Here is a 17,123-nt window from a genome sequence, read left to right on the forward strand (position 1 = left end):
ATCAATAACATTTCCCGCGAAATTTCACAAAAAAAATCCCGCTTTTCTGATGAAAAGACGGGCCTCTTAGCCGTTTTATACGTATGTAAAAATTGCTGTTATGAACGCTCTTTCACTGCTTCTGCTTTTAGCAGATCACGAATTTCTGTTAAGATCTCTTCTTCTTTTGACAGAACAGCCACTTCTTCCTCTACTTTCTCTTCTTCTTTTCTCTTAAAACGATTAAAGAAACGAATAAATAAGAAAATCGAGAATGCAACAATTAAGAAATCAACAATTGTTTGAATAAAAGATCCATATAATACCGTAGCATCTCCAACCGTAAAGGATAAATCTTTAAAGTCTATCCCTGCTAACAACAAACCAATCAGCGGCATAATAATATCATTTACAAGAGACGTGACAATTTTTCCAAATGCAGCTCCAATAATAACACCGACAGCTAAATCTAATACATTTCCTCGCAAAGCAAACTCTTTAAATTCTTTAAGCATCTGTTTATTCCACCTCCTGCCCTTCATTTCAAACTTTCATGATAATACATCCTAAATTAAACAGACAAGGTGCATTTTCATTTTTCTCTTTTTCATGAGATATGTACCAGACCTTTAGTTGTATTTCTGCCCATATTTTCACTTTATATTCGCATGTAAAAACGCACTTTCAGTTTTCATTCAGGTAAGGTTCATGTTCAGTCCATTTTTCTTTTATACACTAATAGCATGTAATTCATCAAATATGTAATCGAACAATAGAGGAGATGGCTAGAACGTGAGAAAAATTCTACTGCGAGCAGCGGCTTTGTGTCTCGCAGCTATTATCAGTATTTCTTATACAGCAAGCACGGCGGACGCAAGTGAAAACACAGCAAGTAAAGATTTAATTATTATTAATAAAAAAACAAATCAGCTTGCTTATTTTCATAACGGAAAGTTAGAAAAGACGTATTCAGTAGCTACGGGAAAAACATGGAGCGATACGCCGGTAGGCTTTTTCAAGATTGTTAACAAAATTAAAAATCGCCCTTACTATACAGGGCACATTGCAGGAGGCGCTCCTAATAATCCTCTTGGCTCTCGCTGGCTAGGGCTTAATGCAAACGGAACAACCGGCGACACATACGGTATTCATGGGAATAACTCAGAAGCTAGCATTGGCAAATATGTAAGCCACGGCTGCGTACGGATGCACAATGCGGATGTGGAAGAACTATTCGATAAAGTAGCAGTAGGAACATCTGTAACTATTACGTATTCATCAAAAACCTTCGAAGAGCTGGCAAAGGTATATGGCTACGGACAGCTGTGGAAAATAAAAGCTTATCCAAAAAATGTGGATAAGCTTTTATTCTTCTTTATTCCCATACATGAGCTCCGTACTATGTGAATATAGCTCAATAATATTCCCAAACGGATCTTCGCAATAAATTAAGTAATAAGGTTTTCCAGGTCTTGTATTCCATACTTGGCTACGCTTTTTACCGCCTGATTGTTCGATTTTATCCGCTAATTTTTCCACGTCATCGACTATTAAACACATGTGAAAATAACTTTGATACTGCTCATCGCTGTCTTTTAATACAAGAGGCATTTGCGGCTTATTAAATTCAAACAGTTCAATGCCTACCTGGTTATCAGCTGTCATGTGAGCATTTTTCATTTTTTTAATATGAGACCCTAGTAAATCTTGAGTCATATTTTCAGCTTTTTCTTCCTCCGCATTAAACGTATAAGGACCGGCAATCAGCTTAAAACCTAAAACTTCCCCATACCACTGGACGGCTTCTTCTACATCAGGTACAGCTAATCCAACGTGAGTAATAGCTACCATTTTATCATCCTCCTATACACAAACATTCCCTTTCTACAAAAAGAAAAACAGCCCATTTAAAATGGACTGTTTACACGTATTAGAGTCATTTACGATTTTAAAGCATGATATTGAGCAATGATTTCTTTTGTTAAATTATTACTTGCCTCTAACCCACTGATCTCTTTTAACACATACTCAATACCATAATCATGAATATTCGCTTGAAGCTTTATAGCCTCTTTATCTTCTTGCGGGTCAAATAGAAGCGCAGCAGCGATGGCCTTCGCTAAGTGGGTATAAGAAAGGCCCGCTTTTTTTGCTTCTAGCGCTGGACGAATCAAACGATCCTGAGGTCCAAGCTTGCGAATTGGCGCTCTTCCTACCCGTTTAACTGAATCATTTAAATGAGGATTCTTAAAGCGCTCAATAATTTTTACGATGTAGGCTTCGTGTTCCTCTCTATCTAAGTCATATCTTTTAATTAGATAGTCTCCTGTTTCTCGTAGCGTTTGCTGTACTTGTTGGTAAATATCTGAATCTCTTAACGTTTGATCAATCGTTTCTTTTCCTTTTAAATAACCAAAATATGCAATCACCGCATGTCCTGTATTTACTGTAAATAGCTTTCTTTCAATAAAAGGAGCAAGGTCAGGCACAATCGTCATTCCTTCTACAAAAGGAATATTTTCAGGTGCCTCTACTACCCATTCATAATAGGATTCTACTAAAACATCAAGCGAACCTTGGTTGTGTTGAAGAGGTACGATACGATCTACAGCTGAATTGAAGAAAAAGACCTTATTTACCATATGAGCTTTTGTCTCTTCATCCAGCGCATCAAAAATATAGCCTTTTAATAAATCTGTCGCAGAGATTTGATTTTCACATGCAATAATATATACCTTTTCGTCGCTTGTTTTCACACGCTCAGCCAAACCTTTAGCAATTAAAGGAGCAATGCGAGGCAGAACGTTCGGTCCGATGGCTGTCGTAATGTACGTTGCTTCTTTAATCGCTTTAATGACTGCTTGTTCTTGCGTCAGATTATTTAAACCAGATACGTTTTGAACAGCTAATGTCTCTGGGTGCTCTGCGGCTGTTATTACGTTATACCCTTCATCTGTGTTTAACTGATTAATAATCTTTTCAGCAATATCTACGAATGTAACGTGATAGTTGCTTTGAGAAAATAATGCCCCAATAAATCCTCGCCCAATATTACCTGCTCCAAAATGAACTGCTTGTTTCACAAAAATCATTCCTTTATCAAATTATTTCGAAGGTACTCATGAAACGTATCCTCTAGCCTTGTGCGAATTATCTCTTCGTTCGAAGACGAAAAAACCATCATTGCTTCATGATCTTCAATTAAACTTGTACTAATTAAACTTAAGATTTCTTGCTGTACTTCACTTAACTCCTCAGGTGCTAGCATTAATAGAAGGTTACGCGCCTGCATGTTTGTTCCGTCCATACCTTTAACTGTGCAAGGCTGTTCTAAATGTGAAACTTGAAAAATCAGCTCTTTTACGTGATGTTCACGGCAATGGAACAGTGCCATACTCGTTTGCGGAATACCTAAACCGCCTTTGTTTTCTCGTTCCTTAAGCTGATCAATAACGCAGCTGGCATTGGTTATTAAACGGTCTTTTTCAGCTGCTTTTACTACGTGCGAAATCACTTGATCATGACTCACTGCATCCGAAAATCGATACATTCTAAGGTTTTGAAGAATTGATTCGATACTTCCATGCACATCTTTAATTTGCTTCATCGTTTCCTCAAAAGACGGTTTTTGTGTAGAGACGGTCTTATTTTTATATTGGAACGAACGATAGCCCTTATCTTTGGTTAACTTTTGAATGTTTTTCTGTAAAAAATTCTGAACGGACTGAATATCCTCTTCGGTTAAGAGTGGATTGACTAAAATGTAATCGACATTTAAAAAAGGAAGTCTTACTGTTGAAATCACTACGTCATACCCTTCAAGCGCCGCTTCTTTGATTTCTTTTACCGATTTAATGACAACTGAATTAATCTCCGGAATCTCTTTACGAATACGGCTAGCTAACATTTTCGAAGTGCCGATTCCAGTTGGACAGACAATCAGTGCCTGAATTTCCATGACTTCTTCTTTTAGCACTAGCGTTGAACCGAAATGCAAAACAAGATATGCCACTTCATCATCTGGAAAAACTAAATCCGGCAGCTCTTGATCGATACTGTTTCTCACAGCCATAAATAAAACAGGGTACTTTTTCTTAATCTCTTCCGTTAATGGATTAAAAAGCTCCATTTTTTGCTTAAGACGAAAAATTGCCGGTTCCATATGAGCAAGCAGCCCTTGGTAAAGGGAAAAGTCACCGGTCAAGTCGGTGTTAAGCTGAACAGAAACATGAGAAATCATATTCTTAATAATCTGCCCAACCACTACGCTGTCGTAATATACGTCTCTAGTAGTTTGGAACTTAGCTGCACGCAGCCGTACTGCTAAGAAATGAATATCTTTTTCCGTGAAAGAAAGAGAAAATACCCGTTCAATTTCGCGGCAAATATCCTTCATTAAGAACAGTTCACTCGCCAGCTCTTCCGTTTGGCCGCCGTCGTCTTCTAGATACATTTGCTTTTTCGTTCGCTGTATCATAATGCAAATATGAACAATGAGCCCTATATAATCGCTGTCAGCCAGCTTAGAATGATACTGATTAATCGCTTGATGTACAATTCGGTCTACTTCTGCTAAATAATTCGGATAAAAATAATGCAAAATCGTTTCATCCGTATGCTGGTGATTTTCTACTAGAAACAAACATTCAATTAACTCTTCATTAAAGTGGACAAGAAAATAATTGGCTAATGCGTTCCGTTTATTGGCTTCAGTAGCTTGAACCTCTACTCCGACCCCTCTCTTTCGATGAAGGAAAACGTCAAATGTGGTTAACCACTCTGTTAATTCATCTAGATAAGCAGTTAGTGTAGTAATACTTACTTCTAAGTCTTTAGCCAGCGTTTGTAATTTAAATGAATCTCCTTCTTCTAGAAGAAGAATTAAAAGAATTAATTTTCTTTCCTGTGGAGACTGATCCGTCGTTTTAATCTTCATCAGCTCTTGGATAAGACGAAAAATTTGTTCATTTTTACCTTCAATCATTAGTCCTTCATCTTGTGTACGAATCAGCTTTAAATCAAATTTTTCAAGTATTGATTCAATTGCCTTCAAATCTCGGTGAACGGTTCTTACACTTACATTCAAAAAAGTAGCAAGTGTAAGTGCTGTATGCTTTCCTGCCGTTTTAATAATTAACTCAATGATTGATTTTTCTCTTGAAGTAATAAACAAGAACATCAACTCTTTTCTTATTTATAAACAAAGGATAAAAAGGCATCTTCATGCCTTTCTATCCCGTTAGTTACTTTGAATAATAGCCATTAATTCTTTAGCTGATTTGGCATGAACCATCTTTTCAATATTGTTCATATCAGAACATGTAATCGCAATACCAGATAAAATTTCTAAATGGGTGCCGTCTTTTCCGGCAATTCCGAAAATCAAACGAACTTTCTCACCATCAAAATCAACGCCTTCTGGAACTTGAATTACTGTAAAACCTGATCTTAAAACGTTCTTTTTCGCTTCTTCCGTACCGTGCGGAATCGCTACGTCATTTCCCATATAAGTAGAAGTCATATTGTCTCGCTCAATCATCGCTTCAACATAGTTTTCTTCTACATATCCGCCTTTTACTAACACACTTCCTGCAAATCGAATTGCTTCTTCCTTAGAAGAAAAGTGCTGATTCAAGAAAACGTTTTCTTCTTTTAATAAACCATCATTACTATCTGTATAGTTTTCTGCAGATACGTTCTTTTCTTCTTCCGCCTTAGAAGTAGTATGATCATTTTTTAGTTGATCAATTAGTTTGTCATATTCCGGGCTAGATAGAAAGTTATCCACCGAGATATGATACGCATCTGGAACTTTGTTTTGAGCTCTTGGCGTTAGCTCTTCCTGTGTAATAACGATTTGAGCATCACTTGGAATATTACTGATAGCTGTATTTGTTACCGAAATATTTAAATCTGCTTGTTTAACTTTCTTGCGAAGAAGAGAGGCGCCCATTGCACTCGATCCCATACCTGCGTCACAGGCAAAAACAATTTTTTGAACGCTTGCTGGTACGTCGCCTTGCTGTTTTGTAAAGCTTCCTGCTACAGAGCTCTTCTTGCCCTTCATCTCTTGCATTTTGCGAGCTGCTTCGTCCAAATCTTCTGTTTGCTTGCCCGTTTTTAAAATTAACGAACCTACAATAAACGATACGATGGCTGCAACAAGAACACCTGAGATATTTGCAACATAGCTGCCTGCATTACCTGGTGTAGCAGCTAAAATAGCCAAAATACTTCCTGGTGAAGCAACGGCTTGTAAGCCTCCTCCTAAAAGAACAAATGTAAATACTCCGCTCATTCCTCCTAAAATAGCCGCAATGATTAGAAGAGGACGCATTAAAACGTAAGGGAAGTAAATTTCGTGAATTCCGCCAATAAAATGAATGATGGCCGCTCCCGGTGCTGACTGTTTTGCTGTTCCTTTTCCAAAGAAGCAATACGCTAACAGAATTCCTAATCCCGGACCAGGATTTGTTTCTAGTAACAATAGAATGGACTGTCCGTTTGTTCGAATTTGTTCTGCGCCAATCGGAGATAAAATGCCGTGATTAATGGCATTGTTTAAAAATAAAATTTTAGCTGGTTCAATTAAAATACTTGTAAGAGGAAGAAGGCCATGTGCAACCATCCAATCTACACCCACTACAAGTGCACCTGTAAATCCGTCCACAGCTGGGCTAACTCCTAAAAAGGCTAGAATCGCTAGAATTCCTCCAAGAATACCTGCTGAGAAATTATTAATTAACATCTCAAATCCTGTTTTGACTTTACCTTCAATAAACTGGTCAAACTTCTTGATGATATAGCCGCCCAGCGGCCCCATAATCATAGCGCCTAGAAACATCGGAATATCAGATCCAACAATGACGCCCATGGTCGCGATAGCACCTACAACGCCTCCGCGCTGATCGTGTACAAGCTTTCCTCCTGTGTAGCCGATTAGCAGCGGAAGCAAATACTTGACCATTGGATCCACTAGTTTGGCAAGGCTTTCATTTGGAAAAAAGCCTGTTGGAATAAATAAAGCAGTAATAAGTCCCCATGCAATAAATGCTCCGATATTTGGCATAACCATTGAACTTAGAAAGTTCCCAAATTTTTGTACAGCTACTTTTATATTAGATTGAGCCATTTGCTCTCTTCCTTTCTCTACGTGGTGATACTTTAATCGTAAGAGATTAAACGCTTTCATTCAATGAATAGGAAAACTAACTTTGTCGTACCACAGACGGACAAAGCTTTTAATTACATAAAAAAGCAGCTGAATTACACGAATTCAGCTGCTTTCTAACTTAATATTTATCTAATTCACTTACAGGAGATTGAATAATAACTGGATTTTTCTCTGGATTTAACCATTTTAAAATAGAGACAACTTGTTCTTTAGAAGTGGCCGTACATCCTGCTGTATAATTTGTTCCTACATGAAAGAAGATTGCACTTCCCTTTCCTGGGGTTCTAGATTCATTATAATTAATGACAAACCCATAATCATAAGCCGGGATATCCATGTTCTCAGCGCTCGTCCAGCGGCCATTCGCTGGCTTTTGCTGCCACGTATTATACAGAGAGCTTTTTGAATCGTCTACCCACACATCATTTGATGTAATCTTTCGATATGGAAGCTTAGTTCCAGGATTTGCATAGCGTCCGAATGCTGTGCCAATTGTATATTTCCCTGTCGGAGACTCCATATCTCCTTCTTTTTTCGCTAAAGCGAATCCTTTTTGTCCAAGTACACCGTTCGCAGTTAAAACTTGCTTCCATTTTCCATCAACTTTTTCAAATGTTTGAATTTTAGCAGACTTCGTATCGTAGTTATCTGCTGTAACCAAGATGACTTGCTGAGCGTTGCCTAACGTTTTAAAAGAATCGACTACGAGCTTTGGAGACGCTGTAGCTGAAGCCTGTACATAGTCACTGCTTACATAGCCTGTGCGGCCGTTATAGTTAATTTTGTACCAGCTTCCGCTTTTGCTCACCACAGACAGCTTCTGGCCTTTTGTCACACTTCCTATAGATGCGTAGTTGGTGCCTGCTCCGCTTCTTACGTTCAGCGTGCTCGCCGTTACTGTGTACGTTGTGCTTTCTGCTGGTGGCATTGTTGGGGCCGTTGTTGTTCCCGATGCTTGTACATAATCGCTGCTTACGTAGCCCGTGCGGCCGTTGTAGTTAATTTTGTACCAGCTTCCGCTTTTGCTCATCACAGACAGCTTCTGGCCTTTTGTCACACTTCCTATAGATGCGTAGTTGGTGCCCGCTCCGCTTCTTACATTCAGCGTGCTTGCCGTTACTGTATACGTTGTGCTTTCTGCTGGTGGCGCTGTTGTTCCTGATGACTGTACATAATCGCTGCTTACATAGCCTGTGCGGCCGTTATAGTTAATTTTGTACCAGCTTCCGCTTTTGCTCACCACGGATAGTGTTTGATCTTTTACTACGCTGCCGATAATCCCGTAATTCGTTCCCGCTCCGCTTCTCACATTTAGCTTGCTTGCCGTTACTTTATATGTAACTGTTGCTGCATATGCCTTTTCTTGATTTCCCCCAATTGAGCCAAAGCCAGGCGTTACAGCCGTTGCAAGCGTAGCTGTTAACGCCATCCCCACCATTAATTTTTTCAACTGCTTTCCCTCCATTTATTCCTTATAAAATTCTACTATTTTCTATTCTTAATTCATTATCTTACCATATTCCAAACGAAGGGAAAGGGTCAATAGATGCTTTTCACACGGCCTATAAAAAAAGACAGACCTCTTTGATAGGTCTGCCTCTTTCACTATTATCCTAAATCAACGTTGTGATATACTTGCTGCACATCTTCTAAGTCCTCTAATGCATCAATCATTTTTTCAAACTGAGCTTGTGCATCTTCAGGAAGAGTTACATCATTTTGAGCAAGCATCGTTTGCTCAGCTACTGTAAATTCCGTAATACCAGCATCATTGAACGCTTTTTGTACCGCATGGAATTGATCCGGATCAGCATAAACAATTACAGAATCTTCTTCTTCTAAAATGTCACGCACGTCTACGTCTGCTTCCATTAACAGTTCTAGCGTCTCTTCTTCATCTTTACCTTCTACACCAATAACAGCTGTTGGATCAAACATATACGCTACTGATCCGCTTACTCCCATATTACCGCCGTTTTTACCAAAGGCAGCACGCACGTCTGAAGCTGTTCTGTTTACGTTATTCGTAAGAGCATCTACGATAACCATTGAGCCATTTGGTCCAAAACCTTCGTAACGAAGATTATCGTAATTTTCTTCTGAACCGCCCTTTGCTTTTTCAATGGCACGGTCAATAATTGCTTTTGGCACATTGTATGTTTTCGCGCGTTCTAATACAACTTTTAACGCTTGGTTTGATTCTGGATCTGGCTCACCTTGTTTTGCAGCCACATAAATCTCACGGCCAAACTTGGCATATATACGACTTGTATTAGCATCTTTTGACGCTTTCTTTTCTTTAATATTGTTCCACTTACGGCCCATATTGTTTCACTCTCTTTCAAAATTGAATCTAATAAAATAAATAGGCAATGATATATCCGTTTTTATTATACATCAATTCCCTCTTATCTTTCGAGTTTAATACCTAAAAAAGACAAGCAATCTTTTGGTATATTTCGTTAACTAAATAAATGAGAAAACCATTTGATAACAGGCTGAATGATTTTTGTATATACCTTTTTCAGCGGTTTGTATATACATCTCACCCAAATCCACCGTAGGGGATAGTAGATCATATGAATTATGATCCACTTAACTCCTTTCCAAAAACAGAAGAATATACGCTGACAAAATGAAACCACGGGAATAACAATTTCATTGTAAAATGGCAGCACAACATATTTCCATAGAAGATAACAAGGGTAACAAACCATGTATAAAACAGGGTATAAAACATACTTCCATATAAATCTAGTTATAGGCAAAAAACATCGTTTCCAAACGAAGAGAATAAAAGGATAGATGAGGACACTCCATAGCCAAGAAATAGGATAAACGAATAAAAAACGTATAATGTATCTCCAAATGAAATCAATGACAGGTTGAATAATTCTTGTTCCTATCCATATGAGGGGCTTAGCGATAAAATATATCCATATCTTACACAAAATTTGAAATACAAAATAAAAGGGAAAATACAAGACAAAAAAGATGCCTCGCAACACGTACTTTATACTTTGAGCTACTCCACTAATACTTTTCACTTCCTTTTTTATAAATAAGTTTCATTCATTTACCTACTCTATTATATAAAATAAATGAAGCAAGCAAATATATTTTTTAGCTCAATGAGAATTATATACAAAAACACCCTTCTACAATAGAAGGGTGTCTAGAACCTTATTATTCTACAGTAACTGATTTTGCTAAGTTACGTGGTTTATCTACATCGCAATCGCGGTGCAATGCAGCGTAGTAAGAGATTAATTGTAAAGGAATAACCGCTGCTAGTGGTGAAAGTGTTTCGTGAACTTTCGGAATCACGTAGCGATCTTCTTCTGTTTCTAATCCTTTCATTGAAATGATACAAGGATTAGCTCCACGTGCTACTACTTCTTTTACGTTACCACGGATGCTTAAGTTTACATGTTCTTGTGTTGCTAATGCAATAATTGGCGTATTGTTTTCAATTAAAGCGATTGTTCCGTGCTTAAGCTCTCCTCCAGCAAATCCTTCTGCTTGAATGTAAGAGATTTCTTTTAGTTTTAACGCGCCTTCTAAACCTACATAATAATCAACAGAACGTCCAATAAAGAATGCGTTGCGAGTTGTTGCTAAGAATTGAAGAGCAATGCTTTCCATTTCTTCTTTGTCGTCGCAAAGTACTTCCATTGTGTTTGCTACGATTGCTAACTCTTGAACTAAATCAAATTCTAATTCAATGCCGCGTGTTTTTGCTGTTACAGCCGCTAGAATTGATAGGACTGCTAATTGAGCTGTATAAGCCTTTGTTGATGCTACAGCAATTTCCGGACCTGCATGAAGTAATAACGTATAATCAGATTCACGAGATAATGTTGATCCCGGAACGTTTGTGATTGTTAACGCTTTGTAACCTAGTTCTTTAATTTGAACTAATACTGCACGGCTGTCAGCTGTTTCTCCACTTTGAGAAATAAAGATAAACAGTGGCTTTTCAGATAAAAGCGGCATGTTGTAAGAGAATTCACTTGCTACGTGCACTTCTACCGGAACCTTCGCCCACGTTTCAATGAATTGTTTACCTACTAGGCCTGCATGATAGCTTGTTCCACATGCTACGATATAGATGCGGTCTGCTTCATCCATTGCTCCTAAAATGTCTGCATCAATGTGCAGTTCATTGTTTTCATTTTGATACTCTTGAATGATTTTACGAACAACTAAAGGCTGCTCATCAATTTCTTTTAACATATAGTGAGGGTACGTACCTTTTTCAATATCACTTGCATCAAGCTCTGCTGTGTAAGGTGCTCTTTCTACCACTTCACCATCAAGCGTTTTAATTGTTACGCCTTCTTTTGTAACAATTACTGTTTCTTTATCCATTAATTCTACGTACTGATCTGTTACTTGAAGCATTGCCATAGCATCGCTTGCTACAACGTTAAATCCTTCGCCAACACCTACAAGAAGCGGGCTTTTGTTTTTAGCTACGTAGATTGTATTTTTATCTTCGTTATCAACAAGAGCTAGTGCATAAGAACCGTGAAGCAAGCTTACTGTCTTGCGGAACGCTTCTTCTACATCTAAGCCTTCTGCTGCGATTTTTTCAATTAACTGAACGATTACTTCTGTATCCGTTTCGCTTTTGAACGTTACATCTTGTAAATATTCACGTTTTAAAATAGCGTAGTTTTCAATTACACCATTATGCACAAGCGTGAAGCGTCCAGATGTACTTTGATGCGGGTGAGCATTTTCTTGGCTTGGTACACCATGAGTTGCCCAACGCGTATGACCGATACCTGCTGGTGCTACAACACTGTTATCTACTGCCTGACGCAATTCTGCAATACGACCTTTTTCTTTGAATACGTGTACGCCTTCATTGTTAACAACTGCAATACCTGCTGAGTCATAGCCACGATATTCTAACTTTTCAAGACCACGTAATAAAATTTCTTTCGAATCTTCTGTTCCAATATATCCTACAATTCCGCACATAGATAAAATCCTCCTTCATGTATGAAAAGAGAGTCTCTTTTCATCATCAATGATTATCATCTCAATGCTTTTGTCCAATAAGTCACCTCATTGTTTTTCACATCAAGTTTTCGGCCGTGATAATCAACAACCGGGAGGCATCCGCCGATACTTCGATAAACCTCCTCCTCGTCAACTAAGTCGTTTCCGTCCCTTTACTTAGTTCAGGCGCTTTGTATTCACTTTTAAAATAGATTGTTCACTCCTTTACATAAATTAAGAGACGAACAGATTTAATATTACAATAAGAAGTGAGAAAACGTCAATTATCTTCTTTACTATCTGTAAAAACAGCCTTTAGCATCAGATAATTTCCAAGAATTTTTCTCAACAATATAAAAATATGCATAAGCAGCTCGAAACGTCACCGCTTATGCATATAATTAATGAATTACTCTAAGCCCATTTCTTCTTTTACTACTTCTACGATACGCGTTACATAAGTTTCACACTCTTCTTGTGTTTGTGCTTCAACCATAACACGTACTAACGGCTCTGTTCCTGAAGGGCGTACAAGTACTCGGCCATTACCGTTCATTTCTTTTTCCACTTCTTCAATAACCACTTTTACCTTCTCATTATCTGTAACATGATGCTTATCCGTTACTTTTACATTTACAAGAAGCTGAGGATACTTCTTCATTTCAGCTGCTAATTCTGATAAAGGCTTTTTCGTTGCTTGCATAATGTTTACAAGCTGAATAGCTGAAAGCATACCGTCACCTGTTGTGTTGTAATCTAAGAAAATAATATGACCTGACTGTTCTCCACCTAGGTTATATTGATTAGCTTTCATTTCTTCTACTACATAACGGTCGCCTACACCAGTTTGTGCACTTTCAATTCCGCTAGCTTCTAGTGCTTTATAGAAGCCTAAGTTACTCATAACGGTAGAAACAAGCGTATTTTTCTTTAAACGTCCTTGTTCATATAAGTACTTTGCACAAATGAACATGATTTGATCACCGTCTACAATCTCGCCTTTTTCATCGATTGCGATTAAACGATCTCCGTCTCCATCAAATGCTAACCCAACATCCGCTCCTTTTTCTTTTAAGAAGGCACTTAATGCTTCCGGATGTGTAGATCCTACACCGTCATTGATGTTTAATCCGTTTGGTGATGCCCCCATTGTAGAGATATCCGCATCTAAATCTGCAAATAAATGTGCTGCTAACGATGACGTTGCTCCGTGCGCACAGTCTAATGCAACATGAATACCTGAGAAGTCTTCATCAACCGTTTGTTTTAAGTATTGAAGATATTTTTGTCCACCTTCGAAGTAGTCATTTACCTGACCTAAATCTCCCCCAACAGGTCTTGGTAATTGATCTGTTTCACTATCCATTAACGCTTCAATTTCATTCTCTTGTGCATCTGACAGTTTAAATCCATCTGGACCAAAGAATTTAATTCCGTTATCTTGAACTGGGTTATGTGAAGCAGAGATCATGACTCCTGCTTGTGCGCCAAGTGCTTTTGTTAAATACGCTACCCCTGGAGTTGAAATAACGCCTAATCGCATAACTTCTGCACCAATTGAAAGCAAGCCTGCAACAAGCGCTCCTTCTAACATATGACCAGAAACGCGTGTATCGCGTCCGATTAATACCTTTGGTCGCTCTGCATCTTTTGTTAGAACGTAACCACCTAAGCGTCCAATTTTAAAAGCAAGCTCAGGAGTTAATTCACTATTGGCAACTCCTCGTACTCCGTCTGTTCCAAAATACTTACCCATTAATTTTCTCTCCTTCATGTCAAAACATTTAGTTTCCTGATGTATTATCTGTCTGTCCATCTACGGGTGTAGAATTTTCATCACTTTGATTACTACTATCGTCACCAGTTTCTGTATTATCTGTTGGTGTATCTGTATTGTCTTCAGGTGTATCAGTCTCTTCGCTTGGTTTATCAGTTGAATCACCTGAATTTCCCGTCCCAGGATTTGTTCCTGATCCTGATCCAGTTCCCGTGTCTGGCTTTGTTTCTTTATCGCTCGTGCTTCCACTTGTTTCTTTATCCGTTTGCTCATCATTTGTCCCTGATTGTTTTTTCGCTGTTACACGAACTTTTGCCTGTTTAGTCGATAGTGTTGATGTAACAGAGTCAGGACTATTTATTATAATAGGAACCGTGTGCTCCCCAGCAGATAAATTCCCTACATTCGCTGACAAGCTAATGCCACTTTTCGTTAACTTATCTAAATCAGATTTTGGTCCTTTTACATCCGCATCTACTGAAGTAGGAGAAAGCAGTTCATACGTGTACTTTGAGGATTGACCAGTTAAAGAAACCGGCAAATTCTTAAATGACTTAGTCTCAGCTGCACTTGCGTCCGTTTCTTCTGCGTCTTTCTCATCACCTTGTTTGTCTACTTCCACATGAACGGTAATTTGTTTAGGACTTACACTATCTATTCCGTCTGGAACAGGGACATTCACCTTAATATCTTTAGATTTCGTAATACCGGTAACATCGACTGGAATATTATCAATTTTATCGATTTTTTCTAAAGAATCAGATGGACCGATAATTTTCACGGTATCTGTTTTAGGCTCTAGCTTCGTAATGTTGACACCGTCGCCTGGCGTGCCTTCTTGAATCACATCGATCGGCACTTTTTTACTAATATTTTTCACCGGGATTGTTACATTGACCGTTTCTGGTTGAACTGTTACATTCAATTTATTTAAATTCTTGTCTAATGCGACAACAGTTGCTTGTTTCGTCACTGTTTTTGAAGCATTATCTAAATCAATAATAGCTTTTACATAAGCAACTTGGTCTAATTGACTTGATGCGCCCGTTACCGTGACGGCTCTTGGGCTAACGGTTGCTTCCCCTGCTTCATACCCATTTTTGACCTTATTTTTATCATAGCTTGCCTCTACTGAAAACTGTTTTGAATCGCGTTCTTCAATTGTTACATTTACAATATCAGGCTTAACCACTACGTTTAAATTATCAGAGATATTTCGATACTGAACCTTGACTCTATGCTGCCCTAAGCTTAAATTATCAAGGTCAATATAAGCTTGATAATCTTTTTGTAGCTTTGTTTGAGCCAAAATATTTTTAGGACCTTCCAGTGTCATAATGACCGTATCCGGAACACCTCTTACAATTCTGTTCTTCTCATTGTAGGATACTTGAACCGGAACATCTGTTAATGTTTCTACTCCAGTGTTGGCAGAACTGCTTCGGTTCAGAATTTTATTTGATGAACTGGCACCATCATCTAAATTAACAGATAAATATAACATGAAGGCTAACAGCAACGCGATAATTTTCATAACCCACGATCGATTCATCAATTTATCCATTCTTCTTCAACCTCCATTGCCAACGAGTGGAAGAAGTTGCTTTAGAAGTTGTGACTAATTCTTTTTCTAGCATTTCTCTTAATGTATCAATGGTCAATTCACGATACAATTCACCGTTTTTGGTAACGGAAATGCCTCCAGTTTCTTCAGATACAATGACAGTCACACTATCTGTTACTTCACTTATTCCTACAGCAGCACGATGGCGAGTACCTAATTCTTTTGAAATAAAAGGACTTTCAGATAAAGGTAAGTAACATGCTGCAGCGGCTACTTGATCCCGCTGTAAAATAACCGCTCCATCATGAAGTGGTGTATTCGGTATAAATAAGTTGATTAATAATTCAGAAGAAATATTAGAGTTGAGCGGTATACCTGTTTCAATATAATCACCCATACCCGTCTCTCTTTCAATTGAGATCAATGCACCTATGCGTCTTTTAGCCATATAATGCGTTGCTTTTATAATCGCCTCAATCGTAACGGTACGTTCATCTTCTTCAGGCAAATTACTGCGTGAAAACAAACGTCCTCTCCCAAGCTGTTCAAGCGCTCGGCGCAGCTCTGGCTGGAAGATAATAATAATAGCTAAAAATCCATACGTTAACGCTTGGTCCATTAACCATTGCAACGTATTTAGTCCAAGGAAGTTACTTATAAAGCGGACAACTAAAATTACCGTGATTCCTTTTAAAAGCTGTACTGCTTTTGTACCTCTTATGACCATAATTAATTTATATATGACGAACCATACCAGGAGAACATCAACAATTTTTCCTAAATATGAGAGGATTGGCAGGTCTCCAATAGGCATCTTCTCACTTCCTCTATATATGTAATAAAGATAACATAACCGTTTTATTATACCATAAAACAAAATTACACTGTAAATTACATCTTATTTTTAAATCCTTGTTCCTATATAATGTAGCCTTCTTTTTATATAAATAAAACCGTCCACTGTTCCTCTCTAACAAGATAAGCGGACGGTTTTATGTTTAACTATTAAAAGTCAACAGCTTGCTTGGCATGAGTTTTGACGTTATACCATACCCAGTCAAAAATCTTGTCTAACTCTTCAATATTGCCTGTCACTTCTCCTGCAGAAGCTAGATACTTATCACCATGTATAACAGTAACGTTTCCATCTACTTTTCCTTCAATTTTAATATCGCCATTTCTCACAGTAATATCACCTTTGACGGTCTCACCTTTTGGTACAACGACTGTTTTATCGTGAATGACCAGGTTCGGCTGCTTTGAAACAGAAAAGTCTTCATCCGTTTCCCAAGCTGAAAACACCGTGCCGGACATTAACAGCACAAATACAGCAGCTGCACTAAGAATCGGATGGTTTGTAAACCATCTATTCATTCGAATTCGATTCTTCTCACGTGGTAACCCGGCCATAACACCTGCTGTAAAGTTCATAGGTAATTCTATATGAGAAGTGCTTTGCACAAATGCAATCGTTCTTTTTAACTGATGCATATGCTGCTGACAACCTTTGCATTGGTGCAAATGCTCTTTTAATAACAGTTCATTTTCTTTTGTAATATCTCCATCTAAATGCTCATGAATGAGGTTTACATACATTTTTGGACATTTCATTCTTAGTT

Annotated in this window: 13 protein-coding genes; 1 reads left to right on the plus strand and 12 read right to left on the minus strand. The window is 38.1% G+C overall.

Annotation, left to right across the window (positions count from 1 at the left end; genetic code table 11):
• Positions 1–98: 98 nt before the first annotated feature.
• Entirely contained in the window at positions 99–494 is a 396-nt protein-coding gene (mscL, locus tag SCI76_RS13050) for a large conductance mechanosensitive channel protein MscL (protein WP_028411898.1), read from the minus strand.
• A 277-nt stretch (positions 495–771) separates the two neighbouring features.
• Here mscL and SCI76_RS13055 point away from each other — a divergent pair, with 277 nt between their 5' ends.
• A complete protein-coding gene (locus SCI76_RS13055) occupies positions 772–1,386 on the plus strand; it encodes a L,D-transpeptidase (RefSeq protein WP_328180172.1) in 615 nt (204 codons plus the stop codon).
• Here the strand turns inward: SCI76_RS13055 and SCI76_RS13060 are convergent.
• The 11 genes from SCI76_RS13060 to SCI76_RS13110 all read right to left on the minus strand — a co-directional run bounded on the left by SCI76_RS13060 (position 1,345) and on the right by SCI76_RS13110 (position 17,115).
• The gene (locus tag SCI76_RS13060; RefSeq protein ID WP_048022368.1) at positions 1,345–1,830 is read right to left on the minus strand and encodes a VOC family protein; all 486 of its coding nucleotides are present in this window, start codon (positions 1,828–1,830) and stop codon (positions 1,345–1,347) included. The genes SCI76_RS13055 and SCI76_RS13060 overlap by 42 nt on opposite strands.
• Positions 1,831–1,919: 89 nt before the next feature.
• The gene (locus tag SCI76_RS13065) at positions 1,920–3,062 is read right to left on the minus strand and encodes a mannitol-1-phosphate 5-dehydrogenase (protein ID WP_168761587.1); all 1,143 of its coding nucleotides are present in this window, start codon (positions 3,060–3,062) and stop codon (positions 1,920–1,922) included.
• Between the two features lie 5 nt (positions 3,063–3,067).
• Entirely contained in the window at positions 3,068–5,158 is a 2,091-nt protein-coding gene (locus SCI76_RS13070) for a BglG family transcription antiterminator (RefSeq protein ID WP_168761588.1), read from the minus strand.
• A gap of 60 nt (positions 5,159–5,218) precedes the next feature.
• On the minus strand, positions 5,219–7,111 hold the full coding sequence (locus SCI76_RS13075) for a PTS mannitol transporter subunit IICBA (RefSeq protein ID WP_048022379.1): 1,893 nt from the start codon (positions 7,109–7,111) through the stop codon (positions 5,219–5,221).
• 160 nt (positions 7,112–7,271) lie between these two features.
• Positions 7,272–8,618: an SH3 domain-containing protein gene (locus SCI76_RS13080; protein ID WP_048022381.1), complete on the minus strand. Its 1,347-nt coding sequence runs from the start codon at positions 8,616–8,618 to the stop codon at positions 7,272–7,274.
• A 143-nt stretch (positions 8,619–8,761) separates the two neighbouring features.
• Entirely contained in the window at positions 8,762–9,478 is a 717-nt protein-coding gene (locus SCI76_RS13085) for a YebC/PmpR family DNA-binding transcriptional regulator (protein WP_013054976.1), read from the minus strand.
• An 861-nt stretch (positions 9,479–10,339) separates the two neighbouring features.
• Positions 10,340–12,142 (minus strand): glutamine--fructose-6-phosphate transaminase (isomerizing), encoded by a 1,803-nt coding sequence (glmS, locus tag SCI76_RS13090; protein WP_014461996.1) that lies wholly within the window; start codon positions 12,140–12,142, stop codon positions 10,340–10,342.
• 430 nt (positions 12,143–12,572) lie between these two features.
• Positions 12,573–13,919, minus strand: a complete 1,347-nt coding sequence (gene glmM / locus SCI76_RS13095; protein WP_028411905.1) for a phosphoglucosamine mutase — start codon at positions 13,917–13,919, stop codon at positions 12,573–12,575.
• A gap of 28 nt (positions 13,920–13,947) precedes the next feature.
• Positions 13,948–15,504, minus strand: a complete 1,557-nt coding sequence (locus SCI76_RS13100) for a CdaR family protein (RefSeq protein WP_028411906.1) — start codon at positions 15,502–15,504, stop codon at positions 13,948–13,950.
• Complete coding sequence (cdaA, locus tag SCI76_RS13105) at positions 15,497–16,318, minus strand: diadenylate cyclase CdaA (protein WP_013054971.1); 822 nt, start codon at positions 16,316–16,318, stop codon at positions 15,497–15,499. The genes SCI76_RS13100 and cdaA overlap by 8 nt, the downstream gene beginning before the upstream one ends.
• Positions 16,319–16,509: 191 nt before the next feature.
• Positions 16,510–17,115 (minus strand): anti-sigma factor, encoded by a 606-nt coding sequence (locus SCI76_RS13110; RefSeq protein WP_013081391.1) that lies wholly within the window; start codon positions 17,113–17,115, stop codon positions 16,510–16,512.
• Positions 17,116–17,123: the final 8 nt, after the last annotated feature.

Source organism: Priestia sp. HNGD-A6, assembly GCF_045784335.1.
Classification (GTDB): domain Bacteria; phylum Bacillota; class Bacilli; order Bacillales; family Bacillaceae_H; genus Priestia; species Priestia zanthoxyli.